General features: G+C 66.9%; 14 protein-coding genes. 11 read left to right on the top strand and 3 right to left on the bottom strand.

Features of this window, described 5'->3' with window-relative positions; all coding sequences use genetic code 11:
• Positions 1-9: 9 nt before the first annotated feature.
• Both K3769_RS22010 and K3769_RS22005 read left to right on the top strand, forming a co-directional pair.
• On the top strand, positions 10-672 hold the full coding sequence (locus K3769_RS22010; RefSeq protein WP_267028086.1) for a histone deacetylase: 663 nt from the start codon (positions 10-12) through the stop codon (positions 670-672).
• Positions 673-1,280: 608 nt separating this feature from the next.
• On the top strand, positions 1,281-1,691 hold the full coding sequence (locus K3769_RS22005) for a hypothetical protein (RefSeq protein WP_267028085.1): 411 nt from the start codon (positions 1,281-1,283) through the stop codon (positions 1,689-1,691).
• 1,184 nt (positions 1,692-2,875) lie between these two features.
• Here the strand turns inward: K3769_RS22005 and K3769_RS22000 are convergent.
• From K3769_RS22000 to K3769_RS21990, 3 genes are all read right to left on the bottom strand, one after another.
• Positions 2,876-3,496, bottom strand: coding sequence for a DUF6932 family protein (locus K3769_RS22000; protein WP_267028084.1), 621 nt, complete (start codon positions 3,494-3,496; stop codon positions 2,876-2,878).
• Positions 3,497-3,695: 199 nt separating this feature from the next.
• On the bottom strand, positions 3,696-4,772 hold the full coding sequence (locus tag K3769_RS21995; protein ID WP_267028083.1) for an MrcB family domain-containing protein: 1,077 nt from the start codon (positions 4,770-4,772) through the stop codon (positions 3,696-3,698).
• A gap of 467 nt (positions 4,773-5,239) precedes the next feature.
• The gene (locus K3769_RS21990; protein ID WP_267028082.1) at positions 5,240-6,106 is read right to left on the bottom strand and encodes a bifunctional DNA primase/polymerase; all 867 of its coding nucleotides are present in this window, start codon (positions 6,104-6,106) and stop codon (positions 5,240-5,242) included.
• A 349-nt stretch (positions 6,107-6,455) separates the two neighbouring features.
• Here K3769_RS21990 and K3769_RS21985 point away from each other — a divergent pair, with 349 nt between their 5' ends.
• The 9 genes from K3769_RS21985 to K3769_RS21945 all read left to right on the top strand — a co-directional run bounded on the left by K3769_RS21985 (position 6,456) and on the right by K3769_RS21945 (position 15,869).
• Positions 6,456-6,767 carry a hypothetical protein gene (locus K3769_RS21985; protein ID WP_267028081.1) on the top strand — a complete coding sequence of 104 codons (312 nt, stop codon included), beginning with the start codon at positions 6,456-6,458 and terminating at the stop codon, positions 6,765-6,767.
• A gap of 193 nt (positions 6,768-6,960) precedes the next feature.
• Positions 6,961-8,193 carry an acyl-CoA dehydrogenase family protein gene (locus K3769_RS21980; RefSeq protein ID WP_267028080.1) on the top strand — a complete coding sequence of 411 codons (1,233 nt, stop codon included), beginning with the start codon at positions 6,961-6,963 and terminating at the stop codon, positions 8,191-8,193.
• An 11-nt stretch (positions 8,194-8,204) separates the two neighbouring features.
• Complete coding sequence (locus K3769_RS21975) at positions 8,205-9,215, top strand: bifunctional MaoC family dehydratase N-terminal/OB-fold nucleic acid binding domain-containing protein (RefSeq protein WP_372515160.1); 1,011 nt, start codon at positions 8,205-8,207, stop codon at positions 9,213-9,215.
• Complete coding sequence (locus tag K3769_RS21970; RefSeq protein WP_267028079.1) at positions 9,215-10,417, top strand: acyl-CoA dehydrogenase family protein; 1,203 nt, start codon at positions 9,215-9,217, stop codon at positions 10,415-10,417. The genes K3769_RS21975 and K3769_RS21970 overlap by 1 nt, the downstream gene beginning before the upstream one ends.
• Positions 10,418-10,434: 17 nt before the next feature.
• A complete protein-coding gene (locus K3769_RS21965) occupies positions 10,435-10,929 on the top strand; it encodes a MaoC family dehydratase (RefSeq protein WP_267031491.1) in 495 nt (164 codons plus the stop codon).
• On the top strand, positions 10,926-12,098 hold the full coding sequence (locus tag K3769_RS21960) for a lipid-transfer protein (RefSeq protein ID WP_267028078.1): 1,173 nt from the start codon (positions 10,926-10,928) through the stop codon (positions 12,096-12,098). The genes K3769_RS21965 and K3769_RS21960 overlap by 4 nt, the downstream gene beginning before the upstream one ends.
• Before the next feature lie 161 nt (positions 12,099-12,259).
• Positions 12,260-13,186: a DUF1906 domain-containing protein gene (locus tag K3769_RS21955; protein ID WP_267028077.1), complete on the top strand. Its 927-nt coding sequence runs from the start codon at positions 12,260-12,262 to the stop codon at positions 13,184-13,186.
• Positions 13,187-13,509: 323 nt separating this feature from the next.
• Positions 13,510-14,055 (top strand): SigE family RNA polymerase sigma factor, encoded by a 546-nt coding sequence (locus tag K3769_RS21950; protein ID WP_267028076.1) that lies wholly within the window; start codon positions 13,510-13,512, stop codon positions 14,053-14,055.
• A 167-nt stretch (positions 14,056-14,222) separates the two neighbouring features.
• A complete protein-coding gene (locus K3769_RS21945; RefSeq protein ID WP_267031490.1) occupies positions 14,223-15,869 on the top strand; it encodes a long-chain fatty acid--CoA ligase in 1,647 nt (548 codons plus the stop codon).
• Positions 15,870-16,010 lie beyond the last annotated feature (141 nt).

Genomic DNA, 16,010 nt, shown 5'->3' with positions numbered 1-16,010 from the left:
CGCGTACGCGTGAAAGCCTTGCAATCCATCGACCCGACCATGCCAGACGATCTCAACCCTGAGTGCGTCTGGTACACGTCGTACGGGTCCAACATGCACATGGATCGTCTCGGGTTCTACATCCGAGGTGGCCAACCGCCCGGCACAACGAAGACGTATCCCGGTTGCCGAGACCAACGGATGCCCAGTCGCTCAATCCCGGTTGAGCTTGAGGGCACCCTGTACTTCGCAACCGATTCGCCGGTTTGGGGAGGTGGCAGGGCGTTCTATGACCCGAGGGCTGCCGGTCGAGTTCTGGCGAGAGCGCACCTGGTGACAACGGACCAGTTCTCGGACATCGCGGCTCAGGAAATGTACAGGGCGCCCGGCTCAGATATCGATCTTGCGGAGGTGCTGACCCGAGGGACAGCGACTCTGGGCGAAGGGCGATACGAGACGCTGGTGTGCGCCGGCCAAGTGGACGGACTACCGGTGTTGACCTTCACCGCCCCTTGGGACTCGAAGGACGTCCGATGGAACCCTCCGTCGTCGGCCTACGTGCGCTACTTGGCCGCAGGACTGCTTTCTTCAGGCGCGTGGGACGTCGAGACGGTCGCCTCGTACGTTGCGACCTGCCCCGGCGCGGCGGGCCACTGGTCGAAGCAGGAACTCAGTGACCTGTTGCGCGACTGAATCCACAGAGTATGGGTCATGCGTGATCCATAGATGCCTAACCGCCCCCTGGGTTTCTCAAAACCCTTGGCACAACACGTTTGTCGATGCAAAATGATGACATGCTCGCAAATCTATTGCCGGGAATTCGTGAAATCCGTGCGCCGTTAGCATCTGGTTACATCTGGCTGCTTAGTCTATGGATTGCCTTTTTTGAGTACGTACCAAAAAGAGAAGAGGCGAGAGGTCTATGGAAGGGTGTGTATCAACTAAGCTCTACGGTGGGTACGGCAGCAATGCTTGCCGCTGTCAGTTTTGTAGCGTATCTGATCGGTAGTCTGCTTGAAATTCGAGCCCGCTCTATAGTTCACTGGTTCAGATATCGCGAATGGTGGTGGACTCTTCGCCGGAAGTTCTCTAAGAGATATCCAGTCGACGTTTTTCGTGACCCGCTACTATTGCGATGGTCTGAGACCGCAAAGAGTCGACGGAGTCCTTCGCTCCCAGGCGATCTTATCTCTGGGGTAGAGTCCTTCACTGGCGTTAGAATACCTGACTGGGGTAATCGCGTTTCCCGCTCTGCTCTAATTGATCTAGCCGTGCATGTGAAGCACCTTGGTGGGTCTAGGGTGGACCTGTACTCGGCCTTGAACAGGTTCGGAGATGAGCTGGATCAGCTTGCTATTCGACTTCAGGTGCGAAATTTAGATCTTTATGGAACGTATGATCGTGCTGCGGCGGAGGCAGATCTCAGGGTAAATGTTGGCTTCAGTGCATCGGTCCTCGTCAGCGCCGTCGCGGCGCAGGAAAGTCCCGGGGTTCTGTTGCTGATTCCATGTGCTTGGCTTTTTGTTTTGAGAGGCCAGCAAAAGGCACGTGAGGCAAATGATGTCCTGATCCAGGCCGTAGTTTCTGGCGAATTGGAGTCAACGACATTGACATCCTCTCTGCCCGAGATCGTGGTGACAGATAGTATGGGATCGCACGAAATTACGTTTGATGGGAGCGCCGCGCAGGACAGCGCAGACAACCCGGAGTGAACGATCAGAGCAGGGATCCTGGAGTGGTGGACGAGAGAGCTCTCCATATCATCGAACGGCCACGTCGGAGCGGGCCACTCGAATCAAATGCTGAGGTGAGTCACCCCACCGCGCAGTCCATTAGTGGACCAGCAGGCGCGACCTACGGTGTCCAGCTCGTACGGTTGTGGGTTCACGGGGTGTGCGGGGAGCGCTAAAGACAGCCCACGACTGCGTGAAGCGAACCGGCTGAGGACCTTAAAGCGCTACGTCATCACCGGCGGGGAGTTGACTTTGCTGCTTTCCTACTCTAATCAGGCGATATTGCTTCTGTGAGGCCCTTCCCGATCGAGCTCGCATTACAAATGTCTCCAACTCTACTTCCACTTCATGGTCTAGATTTTCCCTCACGGCTGGCATGAGGGATTCATCTACGAATCCGTGAACTTCATGCCCATCGGCAATCTCCAGATAGAAAATTTGCCTTCGAGTTCGCAGGCCATCCAAACGTCCACGCACTCGAACAATTCCACGCTCTTCTCTGGCTACAGATAGCCTTTCCCGCAGAATCGAAGCCTGTCGTGGAGTCACCGATGACCTCAACACTTCACCCGAAATGCGGCGAACAGAAAGGGAAAGGCTCAACTCGGGACGCTCATCGGAATCTCTAGCGACCAGGTCTGCGACAGCTCTCCGGATAACCGGGGATGCCGCGTCGATTGAATCGATTGATTGGTCGTCGGCGTCATTTTCCGGAAGCGCTCGAATTAGTTCTACCACTCCGATCTCTGTCCATAGAGTCGAGAATTCGGATGTGCGTGAACTTTCTTCTATTACTGGGTAGCTAAGGTCAACCACCCAGGACCCTAGGGAAGCGGCGGCGACGTTAAGTCTGGCAAGGTCAAAGTCAACTGATGTCAGGCGAGCCACATCCGCGAGCCGAGCGCGACGCGCTTTCGCGAGACGTGCGACTGCACGCTGGACACGCCGCAAAAAATCGCCGGCCTCCAATGCAGAAACTGCACCAGAGTCAGACTGTGTATCCGATAGGCGCAATTGAACGGCAGCAGATTTATCTTCTGGCGACGCGGTGATTCCGAAGTCGGAGGCGGCCACTTGCAATGAGGATCGCCGCAAACAAGAAAACGGATCATCCCCGGCAGTCGAGTCCATTGCTCGCTGCCAAAGGGCGTGAAGGTGAGTGCTCACAGCGCTACCTCCAGGTAGCCCTTATGCTCGCCGTCAACGATCTTCCCGTCGTCATCTTTAACTAGGGACCAATTATAATCCCAAAGAGCGACGTCGTCAGCGTTTCCCTCCTCGGCAAAGAACGCGTCGATGAGGCCTCCCATCGGCTGGATCCTCCGCTCAACAGTGTGCGGCACCATCGCAGTGAGGTTTTGGAGCGTTATGAGTTGATTCATCCGCGTCCACCTCTCCTGGTCGAAATGCTGTACGAGCCTGCGCGACGCGAATAGCACAAGATCGATATCTGCGGGAGGTGTCGCCTTGTGAGTGCAAAACCCGCCATCTATCCACAGTGTGGCGCGCGGAAGCAGGTCGCGCACCAGGGCCACGTAGAGTTCTAGTGCAGAGTAGAGGCGTTGCCGGTGCATTGAGTGAGGGGCTTGCACCACGAACACGTCATGGATCTCCTCTAGCGTCGCTGGGTGACGCCCTACGGGCAGCATCCCCCCAGAGGTCAACGGCGGAATCAACGAGTGCCCTCCATGGACTGTCCCCCCAGCACCATCAGCAACGAACCGATACCTACTGTAATCGTAGGTATCGGTTCCGCAGAACCCGCTGATCGTGATTCCTTCCATCCTCCAGTCTCCTAGTCGACTCGAACTAGCGTTCCACGACTGCAGCATGCCGTGAGGATGGACATCTGGTGGCGGTGTTCGCCGGCTAGCTGACCAGTGCGGTCGCCGTCGGGCCGGCAGTTGCACCATGGGCGAATGTCGTTGGTCCTGCACGAGCTGACAAGCGCTTAAAGAGCCGCTCCCAGATTCGGAAGCGGTGTCACACGAGGCCTGTTGCTAGAGCAGTCGGCGACCCAGCCCACCCCTCGTCTGTGGGCCATACTGCCGCGATGCCGTGGTGCTCCAGAAGCCGTGTGTAGACCTCGCCGACCGGCTCGGAAAACAGCGCTAGCTGTCGAGGTTGAGCGTCGTGCGGGTACAGGCAGAATGCGTAGGTCGCCAGTTGTCCCAGAGCCTCACGTACTGCCCCGGTGGCGTTGCCGCGCCTGATGAATTTGGCTTCGACGAGCCAGTGCAGGCCGTCTTTGATGATCACCATGTCTCGTGGGTGGACGTTCGTTCCGACCTCCAGCTGTCGGTCACGCAGGAACTGCCCGTACCGAGCTACCAGCGTTTCGTGGCTTCGGCTCTTGCGCAGCTTGCGTGCCACGACCGTCTGCGTGTACTCGGTATCGCTCTTGGGTGCGAAGTGCAGTAGTAGTTCTGTCGCCTTGGTGGGTGGCTGTTCGACCACGGTGACGATGGTGTCGCGCGTGGTCTGGCGCACCTCTTCGCGGACGGCCAAGGCTTCCTGGTAGAGCGTGATCATGCGGGCAAGATCTGCACGCAGGGTCTGTTCACTGGGTAGAGCGGCGATCTCGTAGGTGATAGCCAAGAGGTTCCCGGCCTCGTAAGAGCGAGGCAGGCCGGAGCGCCCGCCGAGGTCGATCGTCGTGCTCAGCCCTGTTTTGACGTCGACGGAAAGAGCGTCTCGGATCGCCGCAGCCTCGGCGGCAAGCCTCGTACGTGCTTCGCGCGCGCCAAGTGCTTTGGTGATCTCAGTGACGCCTTGGTTCAGACTGAGTGCAAAAGTCTTCCTGTCCTCGGCAAGTAGGTAGACGAGGTACATCCCTCGCGTGGCTGTCGTTGTCTCGTCTGGGTCGAAAATCGAAACCCAGGGGCAGACAGCCAAGTTGCCCTTCCCTGGACTCCCTACAACCAGGTAGCCGCCAGGCACCAAGTGCCCAACCTCTGCAGGAGCGGCCCGGATTAGGCGAGCTACGTCGCTGCTGATGCTCTGGTCGTCGCCAACCCCGAAGGTCGTGCCGATTTTGTAGAGGAAGTCACCAAGCTCCATACGCCAGATGCTAGGGGCGACCACTGACAACGCCCCACCGAAATAACGGCTCTGCTCTCGCGGGACGCAGAGTTGAGTAACAGGAGAGGCGGCATCCGTTTCCCTGATCGTTGTCCCGTGCGCCGGCAACGTCTGCGTTCGCCGCTGTCCGTATGACGGCTCTGACCTGCCTCGCGGACCTCTGCGAACGCCCCTGAACCCTGCTGCGGGCAATGGGAAAGCGTGTTGGGGCGAGTCATCTCAGGAGCGTGTGGGCCATCTGTGGGCCAGCGGCTACACCATGGGTGACTTTCGTTGGATTTGGCCAGGTCAGGCGGGCTATGGATGGACGAACGACGACGCTCTTGAAAACCGTCGTCGCAGCGATGTGACCGTGGGTTCAAATCCCACACCCACCGCCGAAGTGCAGAAGAACGGCCCCTGACCAGGTACATCGGTCAGGGGCCGTTCTCGTGTGCCGGGTGTGGTTACGGGTGGTGGGGCGTCATGCGGGATGCCGATGTGATCGTCGAGCGGGCCTCGCGTTCCGTGAGGCCCGTGCGGACGGCGGCGTCGACCAGGGCCTCGGTCAGTTGCGGGCCGAAGCCGTTCTCGTAGGCGCGGCAGGCCGCCCAGAACAAGCGGGTGTTGCGCTGGCCCTCGTGCGCGGCGAGCACGAACTGGACGAGGCCCTGGCCCTGCCGGTCAGGCGTCGTGGCCGTCGGGGCGGGGGTGCGGGGCGGTGGCGTCAGGAGGTGCAGCAGTGATGCCGGGCAGGGGGCGGGCGGCAGTTGCGCGGTGCCCGGTGCCGTGCTGTAGACGCCGTGTTCGGTACGGGAGCCGGGGCCGACTAGGTAGCCGCCGGCGCCCCGGATGTCGATGCCAGGCGCCAGCCGGCTCGCGGAGTTGGGGACGACGACGTCGGGCGGTCCGCTCAGCCAGAGGTGACGGCCGCCGCTGGGGGTCAGCACGACGACCGTCTCGGGGATCGTGAACAGGTGGCGCAGCGCCAGTTCGCGAAGAGCCGCGGACGAGTCCGTACTCGACTTGGTGTCCAGGTCGATGCCGATCAGATGGTGGGGGTCCAGGCCGCAGGCGATGCCGTAGCCGGTGGCCCAGGGTGCGGCGGCGAAGAGGGCGCGTATGCGGCGGGGGTCGGTCGAGGCGTCGTACACACCGTGTCCGAAGCGGCCGCACTCGCCGTGGCAGGGCGGTGCCGTCGGGTCGTCGCGGTGGGGGGAGCGCAGCGCCGGGAGCTTCGTCCGGGACAGCGGGATGACGGCCAGTCCGCGTTCGGCGGCTGACAGGGCGTGCGCGAGGGCCAGCGTCGTGGCCTGCCGGTCGATGGTGGCCATGCTTCTATGTTCGTACGAGTGTTCGAAAAAGGGAAGGGTGGAGGGGGGAAATCCGCTTACAGGGGGTGGCTGAAAGGTTACGAAACGCTTCACCTCCTTGCGGTGTATGGGGTTGAGGTGCCCACACCATCCTGAACTGCGGTTTTGGGGGCGTGAAGGGGGTTTATCGACATGTACTCACGCTTGCGAGCGAATAGCGGCTTCCGGGGTGGTTCGCCGGGGATTCGGTGGGCAATTCTGATCTCGCGACGTCGTGAACGAACACCGAGGCAGTCGGCCAACTGCCCCGGAACCAGCCGTACTCAGCCGGTTGGCCGGCATGTACTACTCGCTTCCTGGAGGAACACACATGGCAAGCATCCGTACCGCCCGCGTTCTCGCCGCCGTGGCAGCCCTGCCGCTCGCCGCGGCCCTCCTCTCGGGGGTGGCGACGGCCGACAACGGCTCCTTCGCGGACAACGGATCGAACGCCGCGGTGGCGACTGTCGGTGGCGGCGGAGTGGGGGGTGACAACTACGGCACCTCGTCCACGACGCAGCAGCAGGCCGTCGGTTCCGGCGCCTCGAACCAGAGCAACACGGCGCAGGTGAACGGTTCCGCGTTCACGGCCATCGACCAGTCGAACGACAACGTCGCCGTCAACTTCACCCACCTCTGGTGAGCCGTCGGCCGCCGGGAACTGGAGACCCCCGACGGCCGTATGCCTCCTTGGTGGGGTGCTTTGTGGGGTGGTAACACGTCTGCGCGGCGGTGCTTCTGCATCGCCGCGCAGACGTTTTCGACCTTGACAGTGCGCAGTATCTGACGGACAGTCAGAAACCCTTGTTCGTACGAGGTCCGGGAGGGCCGTCGTCGTGCATCTCGCCCCCACCGAACGTCAGCGACGACTGCGGGCCGAACTCCGGTCCTACTTCCGGGAACTGATGCCGGTGACGCCGGTGCTGTCGGAGGGGGCCGGTACCACCGGTGCCGATACCGATACCGATACCGATACCGGTGCCGCGGAGCGGCGGGCGCTGTTGCGGCGGATCGGTGCCGACGGATGGCTCGGCATCGGCTGGCCGGAGGCTTACGGGGGTCAAGGGCGGGGCGCGGACGAGCAGTTCGTCTTCTTCGACGAGGCCTGCCGGGCGGGTGCCCCGATCTCCATGGTCACGCTGAACACGGTCGGACCCACGCTCATGAAGTACGGGACCGAGGAGCAGAAGGACTTCTTCCTGCCGCGGATCCTGCGCGGAGAGCTCGTGTTCGCGATCGGATACAGCGAGCCGTCGGCCGGTACGGATCTGGCCGCGCTGCGGACCCGGGCCGTGCGGGTCGGCGGCCCTGAGGGCGGAGGCGGGGGCGGGTGGATCGTTGACGGGCAGAAGGTGTTCACCTCCAACGCCCAGCGCGCCGACTGGATCTGGCTCGCCTGCCGTACGGATCCCGAGGCGCCGAAACACCAGGGCATCTCGATCCTGCTGGTCCCCACGGACGCGCCCGGGTTCTCGTGGACACCGATAGAAACGGTGGGCGGGCTGACCACGACGGCCACGTACTACGACGGGATCCGGGTCCCGGCCTCCCGCCTCGTCGGCGAGGAGAACGGCGGCTGGGATCTCATCACCAACCAGCTGAACCACGAACGGGTCGCGCTCGCCGCCCTCGGTATGCAGGCCGAGGACTTCTACCTGGCCGCGCTCACCGCGTCCCGCGTCCCCGACCCGGTGACCGGGCGGCGCAGGGCCGACGAGCCGTGGGTGCGTTCGCGGCTGGCCGAGGTGCACGCCCGGCTGGCCGCGGCACGCCTGCTCAACTGGCGGCTGGTCGGTGATGTGGGGGCCGGCCGTCTGGCGCCCGGTGACGCCAGCGGCGTGAAGGTCGTGGGGACCGAATCGGCCGTCGCGGTGTACCGGATGTGTCAGGAGATCGTCGGACCGGACGCGCTGATCCGGTCCGGTTCGCCGGGCGTGTTCGGGGACGGCGAGCTGGAGCGGATGAACAGGGCGGCGCAGATCAACACGTTCGGGGGCGGCGTGAGCGAGGTGCAGCGGGAGATCGTGGCGACGATGCGGCTCGGGATGACGAGGGGGCGGCGGCGGTGAGCAAGAGGGGTGTGCCCGGCAGGGATGCGGCCGAGCGGGGGCACGAGGACATCCACGACATCCACGCGCGGCTGAAGACGTACGAAGGGCTGACCGCTGTCGGAGGCGTCGGCAAGGATCTGGTCAACGAACCCATGATCCGGCACTGGTGCGAGGCGATGGGAGACGCGAACCCGGCGTACGCGGGAGCGGACGCCGTCGCGCCGGCCACCATGCTCCAGGCCTGGACGATGGGGGGCCTCTCCGGGCACGGGGGGCGCTCGGAGGCGTACGTCGAGATGCTCGGGCTGCTCGACGACGCCGGGTACACCTCGGTGGTCGCCACCGACTGCGAGCAGGAGTATCTGCGTCCGCTTCGGCCGGGGGACCGGATCACCTTCGATTCGGTGATCGAGTCGGTCTCCGCGCGCAAGACGACCAAGTTGGGCACGGGGTACTTCGTCACGACGCGGACGGATGTACGGGCGGGGGGTGAGCCGGCGGGGACGCATCGGTTCCGGATCCTCAAGTACGTACCCGCGGGGCGGCGCCCGGGAGAGACCGCGACGGGCGCGGCGGCGACGACAGCCGCGGAGGTGGTGGAGGGCGCCGCGAAAGCCGCGCCGCCCTCCCGGCCCCCGCGGCCCCGCCCCGTCGTCAATCGGGACAACGCCGGGTTCTGGGAGGGCGTGTCCCGGCACCGGCTGCTCATCCAGCGCTGTGAAAAGTGCGGGACGCTGCGTTTCCCCTGGCTGCCGGGGTGCAATTCCTGCGGCTGCCTGGAGTGGGACACGGTCGAGGCGGCCGGCGGGGGGACCGTCTACTCGTACGTGGTGATGCATCATCCGCCCTTTCCGGCCTTCGACCCCCCGTACGCCGTGGGGCTGATCGAACTCGCCGAGGGCGTCCGGATGATCAGCAACGTGGTGGGGGTGCCCTACGACCGCGTGCGGATCGGGATGCCGGTGCGGCTGGAGTTCGAGCGGGTGGACGAGGAACTGGACCTGCCGGTCTTCCGCGCCGCCGAGGGGAGCGGGGGCTGATGGACTTCACGCCGACCCAGGAGCAGACGGCGGCTCGCGAGCTGGCCGCGCGGATCTTCGGCGACCTGTCCACGCACGAGCGGCTGACCGCCGCGGGGACGGGCAGCGACGCGGAGTTGTGGAAGGCGCTGTGCGAGGCGGGGCTGCCGGCCGCCGTCGAGGACATCGGGCTCCTCGGCCTGGTGCTCCTCCTGGAGGAGCAGGGCCGGACGACGGCCCAGGTGCCGTTCGCCGCGAGCTGTGTCTACGGGCTGCTGGCGGTGTCGGCGCACGGCTCGGCGCGGCAGCGGGAGCGGCTGCTGCCGGGGATCGCGGACGGGTCGGTCGTGGTGACCGGCGCCCTGCCCGCGACCGCCGTCCGAGGGGGTGTACCGGGCGAGTTGAGCGGGGTGGTCCCCTTCGTGCCGTGGCTTCGCGACGCCACACACGTGCTGGTCGCGGACGGCGAACACCGGCTGTGGCTCGTACGGACCGCCGACGCCCGGTGCGAACCTGTGGAATCGACGGCCCCGTGGTCGGCCGGACGCCTGACCCTGGACGCCACACCGGCCGAACGACTCGGCGGCGCCGACGCGTACGCGCAGGCCGGTACCGATGCCGATGCCGATGCCGATGCCGATACCGATGCAGATGCCGATGCCGATGCCGATGCGTACGTCGATGCGTGCGACGAGGCGTACGAAGACGTGCTGGCCACCGCGCGTACCGCCTTCGCGGGGCTGCAGGCGGGGGTGTGCGCGGGCTCGGTCGCCCGGGCCGTGGCGCACACCAACACCCGCGAGCAGTTCGGCCGGCCGCTCGCGGTCAAGCAGGGGGTCCAGCTCCGCGCGGCGGACGCCCACCTGGACACCGAGGCGATACGGGTCACGGCGTACGAGGCGGCCTGGCGCCGGGACGAAGGGCTGGACCACGCCGCGCACGCGCTGACCGCCGCCTGGTGGGCGTCGGAGGCGGGGCACCGCGTCGTCCACGCGGGGCAGCACCTGCACGGCGGTACGGGGGCCGACCTGGAGCATCCCGTGCACCGGCACTTCCTGTGGGGGCGGCAGCTGGAGGCGTACCTGGGGGGCGGGAGCGAGCTGCTCCAGGAACTGGGGGAGACGATCGTCCGGGGCGAGACAGAGCGGGAGGCAGAGCGCGGGACAGAGGCCGAGACAGAGGGCAGGGCAGAACGCGGGACAGAGGGGGCAGGGGACGCATGAGCACCGATGCCGGGCCGGTGCGGGCCGGAGACGCGCTGCCGCCGCTGGAGATCGAGATCACCCGCACGCTCGTCGTCGCCGGGGCGATCGCCTCGCGCGACTACCAGGACGTGCACCACGATGCCGACGCGGCACGGCGGAAGGGCTCGCCGGACATCTTCATGAACATCCTGACGACCAACGGGCTGGTCGGGCGCTACATCACCGACCACTTCGGGCCCCGGGCCGTGCTGCGCAAAGTGGCGATCAGGCTGGGCGCCCCCAACCATCCGGGCGACACCATGGTGCTGACCGGGGTGGTGGAGGACGTGCGGGGCGACACGGCGACCGTGCGGATCGTCGGAGCCAACAGCCTCGGCAACCACGTCACCGGGAAGGTCACGGTCGTGGTCCCGGTCCCGGTCCCGGTCTCGGTCCCGGTCACGGTTCCGGTCTCGGTCACGGTTCCGGTCCCGGTCCCGGTCCCGGTCCCGGTCGCGGTCACGACGCCGAACGCGCAGGGCCGGCCATGAGCGTGCGGACGAGGGACAACCTCGGCGGACGGGCGGCCGTCGTCGGGATAGGGGCCACCGAGTTCTCCAAGGACTCGGGGCGCAGCGAGCTGCGGCTCGCGGTGGAGGCGGTGCGGGCCGCGCTGGACGACGCGGGGCTCACACCGGGCGATGTGGACGGCCTGGTGACGTTCACGATGGACACCAGCCCCGAGATCACCGTCGCCCAGACGGCCGGCATCGGCGAGCTGTCGTTCTTCTCCCGGATCCACTACGGCGGCGGTGCGGCCTGCGCGACCGTCCAGCAGGCGGCGCTGGCGGTGGCCTCGGGGGTGGCCGAGGTGGTGGTCTGCTACCGGGCGTTCAACGAGCGGTCGGGGCGGAGATTCGGCTCCGGGGTCCAGCACCGGACGCCGTCCGCCGAGGGCGCCGCGCTCGGCTGGGCACTGCCCTTCGGACTGCTCACGCCCGCGTCCTGGGTGGCGATGGCTGCCCAGCGCTACCTGCACACGTACGGGCTGACGTCCGAGGCGTTCGGGCAGGTCGCGGTGGTCGACCGTAAGTACGCGGCGACCAATCCGGCGGCGTACTTCCACGGCAGGCCGATCACGCTCGCGGATCACGCGGCGTCCCGCTGGATCGTCGAGCCGCTGCGGCTGCTCGACTGCTGCCAGGAGACCGACGGCGGACAGGCCCTGGTCGTCACCTCGGTGGAGCGGGCGCGCGACCTGCCGCGCCCGCCGGCCGTGATCGTCGCCGCCGCCCAGGGCGCGGGGCGGGCCCAGGAGCAGATGACCAGCTTCTACCGGGACGATCTGACGGGGCTGCCGGAGATGAGCGTGGTGGCGCGGCAGTTGTGGCGTACGTCGGGGCTGACGCCGGCCGGGATCGACGTCGGGATCCTGTACGACCACTTCACGCCGTTCGTGCTGACGCAGCTGGAGGAGTTCGGGTTCTGCAAGCCGGGCGAGGCCGTGGACTTCGTGGCGGAGGAGCGGCTGCCGCTCAACACGCACGGAGGACAGCTCGGGGAGGCGTATCTGCACGGCATGAACGGCGTGGCGGAAGGGGTCAGGCAACTGCGCGGTTCGGCCGTGAACCAGATACCCGGGGCCCGCCGGGTGCTGGTGACGGCGGGGACGGGCGTGCCGACCTCGGGGCTGATCCTGGGTTCGGACGACGGGGCCTGATTCCGGGTTCGGACAGGGTTTGATCCAGGGGTCCGCCCCGGCCCCGGTTCGGACGATCGGGGCTGATTGCGGGGCGGACGGATGAACGTGGCGCGTGTCCGGGCCCGTCGGCGAGGGCGGGGCCGTTGACTCGGCCTATGCGTTGGCTGCGATGTCACAAGATGATCGTCGGATTCGGGTTCGTGCTGCTCCTGCTGGGGCTCACGGCGGCACCACCCGCGGAGGCGGGGGCGGGGACAGGGGCAGGGACCCGGTCGCCGGGCACCGCCGCTCCGATGGGTGCCACCGACCCGATGGGTGCCACCGACCCCATGGGTGGTGCGGTGGGTTCGGAGGGCTCTCCTGGACAGGAGTCCGGCGCGAGACCCAAGGCGGTCACGTTCAAGGGCCGTGCGTTCGATACGTGCCGGGCGCCGTCCGCGGACACCATGCGGCGGTGGCGGGCGTCCCCGTACCGTGCGGTCGGTGTCTACTTCGGCGGTCGCGGGCGGGCCTGCCACTCCCAGCCCCATCTGAGTCACCGCTGGATGCGGACGGTGCGGGACCAGGGCTGGCGGGTCCTCCCCCTGTACGTGGGCTCGCAGTCGACCTGTGTGTTCGCGCGGCACAAGAAGAACGTACGCATCGGCCGGCATCCCTGGAAGCAGGGGACGGCCGAGGCCCGCGACGCGGCGCAGAGGGCGGCGGCGCTCGGCATGAGGCCCGGCAGCCCGCTCTTCCTGGACATGGAGGCGTACGCGTACGGGAACAAGCGGTGTGCCCGGACCACGCTCCTGTTCGTACGGGGGTGGAACCGTGAGGTGTCGCGCCGGGGCTATCTGCCGGGCTTCTACAGCAGCGCCGAGTCGGGCGTCCGCCACATGGAGCGCTCGCGGCGGGCCGGCGTGCGGGACCTGCCGGCGGTGGTGTGGTTCGCGCGCTGGGGCGTGAAGAACGGGCTGCACCGTGAGCCCGTGCTGCGGAAGACCGCGTGGGCGCCCGCGCGACGGATCCACCAGTACGCGGGGAACGTACGGGAACGGCACGGCGGCCGGACACTGGTGATCGACCGCAACCTGATGCACGCGCCGGTCGCACGCGTCGACTGAGCTGCCGGGGACACCGGTCGAGGACGTCGGTCGAGGACGTCGGGCGGGGACGTCGGGCGGCGCGGCCTCCGTGCCCGGGCGTCGTACTACTCAGGCACCACGCCCGGGGTCCGGGCTACTGCGCCAGGAGTGCGCCGGGTGCGGGACGGGAGTGCGCCGGGGGTGCGCCCGGGCCCGCTTCTCAGGGGTGAACCCTCAGGGGGCCTGAGCCTCGTGTCCACCTTCAGGAGGTGGGGCCTGCCCCCCTCCTACAACCTGAGGCGGACAAGGCTTCGGGACCTGCGGCCGATCCGGTGGAGCAGGGGCGATCCTAGCGTGGAGCCATGACCACATCCGTCTGCACCAGCGCTTCGAACGTGGCGACGCGGACCCATGCGTACCCGTCGTTCTCCTCGTACGTGAGGGCTCGCCAACCCGTGTTGCTGCGTACCGCGCGCTCGCTGACCGCGAACCCGTGCGACGCCGAGGACCTGCTGCAGACCGCCCTCACCAAGACGTATGTCGCCTGGGAGCGGATCGAGGACCACCGGGCACTCGACGGCTACGTGCGGCGGGCGCTGCTGAACACGCGGACGTCGCAGTGGCGCAAGCGGAAGGTCGACGAGTTCGCGTGCGACGAGATGCCGGAGCCGCAGGCTCCGCCGGCCGGGGACCCCGCGGAGCAGCAGGCGCTGCACGACGCGATGTGGCGCGCGATCATGAAGCTGCCCGCGCGGCAGCGGGCGATGGTCGTCCTGCGGTACTACGAGGACCTGAGCGAGGCGCAGACGGCGGAGGTGCTGGGCGTGTCGGTCGGTACGGTCAAGTCAGCCGTGTCGCGCGCACTGGGCAAGCTCCGCGAGGACCCTGAGCTGGGCCCCGTGCGCTGACCGGCGCGGTGGCAGCACACGGCGTGGGACCGGGCAAGCAATCCTTGCCGTGACGTGATCGATCACCCGGTAGTAGTGACATACCGCGCGGTATGTGAGCAGAATCAGCCCAACCCTTACTACCGCGTAGGCAATGTCGCCCCCGGGAGGACGCCGTGCTGAGCACGATGCAGGACGTACCACTGCTGATCTCTAGGATCCTGACCCACGGGTCGACGATCCACGGGGCATCCCAGGTGATCACCTGGACCGGTGAGGCCGAGCCGCACCGGCGTTCGTTCGCCGAGATCGGGGCACGTACGGCACGGCTGGCACACGCCCTGCGCGACGACCTCGGAGTCCGGGACGACGACCGGGTCGCGACCCTGATGTGGAACAACGCCGAGCACGTCGAGGCGTACTACGCGATCCCGGCCATGGGCGCGATCCTTCACACGCTGAACCTCCGGCTGCCCCCCGAGCAGCTCGTCTGGATCGTCAACCACGCCGCCGACCGGGTCATCGTGGCCAACGGTTCGCTGCTCCCGCTGCTCGCCCCGCTGCTCCCGCACCTGAAGTCGGTCGAGCACGTGGTCGTCTCCGGCCCCGGCGACCGCGCCCTGCTCGACGGGGCGGCCGTCCAGGTGCACGAGTACGAGGAGCTGATCGCGGACAAGCCGGACAGCTACGACTGGCCCGAGCTGGACGAACGCCAGGCCGCGGCCATGTGCTACACCTCCGGCACCACCGGCGACCCCAAGGGCGTCGTCTACTCGCACCGCTCCATCTACCTGCACTCGATGCAGGTCAACATGACGCAGTCCATGGGGCTCACCGACGGGGACACGTCCCTCGTCGTGGTTCCGCAGTTCCACGTGAACGCCTGGGGTCTGCCGCACGCGATGTTCATGACCGGTGTGAACGTGCTGATGCCCGACCGTTTCCTGCAGCCCGCACCGCTCGCCGAGATGATCGAGCGTGAGCGTCCGACGCACGCAGCCGCCGTCCCCACCATCTGGCAGGGCCTGCTCGCGGAGCTCAAGGCCAAGCCGCGTGACGTGAGTTCGCTGACCCAGGTCACCATCGGCGGCTCCGCCTGTCCGCCCGCCCTCATGAAGGCGTTCGACGAGCTGGGCATGCGCGTCTGCCACGCCTGGGGCATGACGGAGACCTCACCGCTCGGCACGATCGCCCGGCCGCCGGCCCAGGTGGAGGTGGGCTCCGACGAGGAGTTCGCGTACCGGCTGACCCAGGGCCGTTTCCCCGCCGGTGTCGAGCCCCGGCTGACCGGTCCGGGCGGCGAGCGGCTGCCCTGGGACGGCGAGTCCGCGGGCGAGCTGGAGGTACGGGGTCCCTGGATCGCGGGCGCGTACTACGGCGGTCAGGGTGCCGAAGTCCTGCGCCCCGACGACAAGTTCAGCGAGGACGGCTGGCTCAAGACCGGTGACGTCGGCACGATCAGCGCCGACGGTTTCCTGACCCTCACCGACCGCGCCAAGGACGTCATCAAGTCCGGCGGGGAGTGGATCTCCTCGGTCGACCTGGAGAACGCCCTCATGGCCCACCCCGAGGTCGCCGAGGCGGCGGTCGTCGCCGTCCCGGACGACAAGTGGGGCGAACGCCCGCTCGCCACCGTCGTGCTGAAGGAGGGCGCGAGCGCAGACTTCGACTCCCTGCGGTCCTTCCTCGCCGACGAGGGCAAGATCGCCAAGTGGCAGCTCCCCGAGCGCTGGACGATCATCACGTCGGTGCCGAAGACGAGCGTCGGCAAGTTCGACAAGAAGGTGCTGCGCAGGCAGTACGCGGCGGGCGAACTGGACGTCACCCAGCTCTGACAGCGAAAGCGACAGCGGGCGACAGCCACAGCGGGTGACAGCCACAGCGGGTGACGGGCGCGGGGTGGCTTCCTGCGCGAAGTAGGGCTGTATACGCGGGTTGGGGCGTTGTTTCACGTGAAACAACGCCCCAACCGGTTG

Origin of the sequence: Streptomyces ortus (assembly GCF_026341275.1) — a bacterium.
GTDB classification, from domain to species: domain Bacteria; phylum Actinomycetota; class Actinomycetes; order Streptomycetales; family Streptomycetaceae; genus Streptomyces; species Streptomyces ortus.
This window is presented reverse-complemented; position numbering and strand designations above follow the sequence as displayed.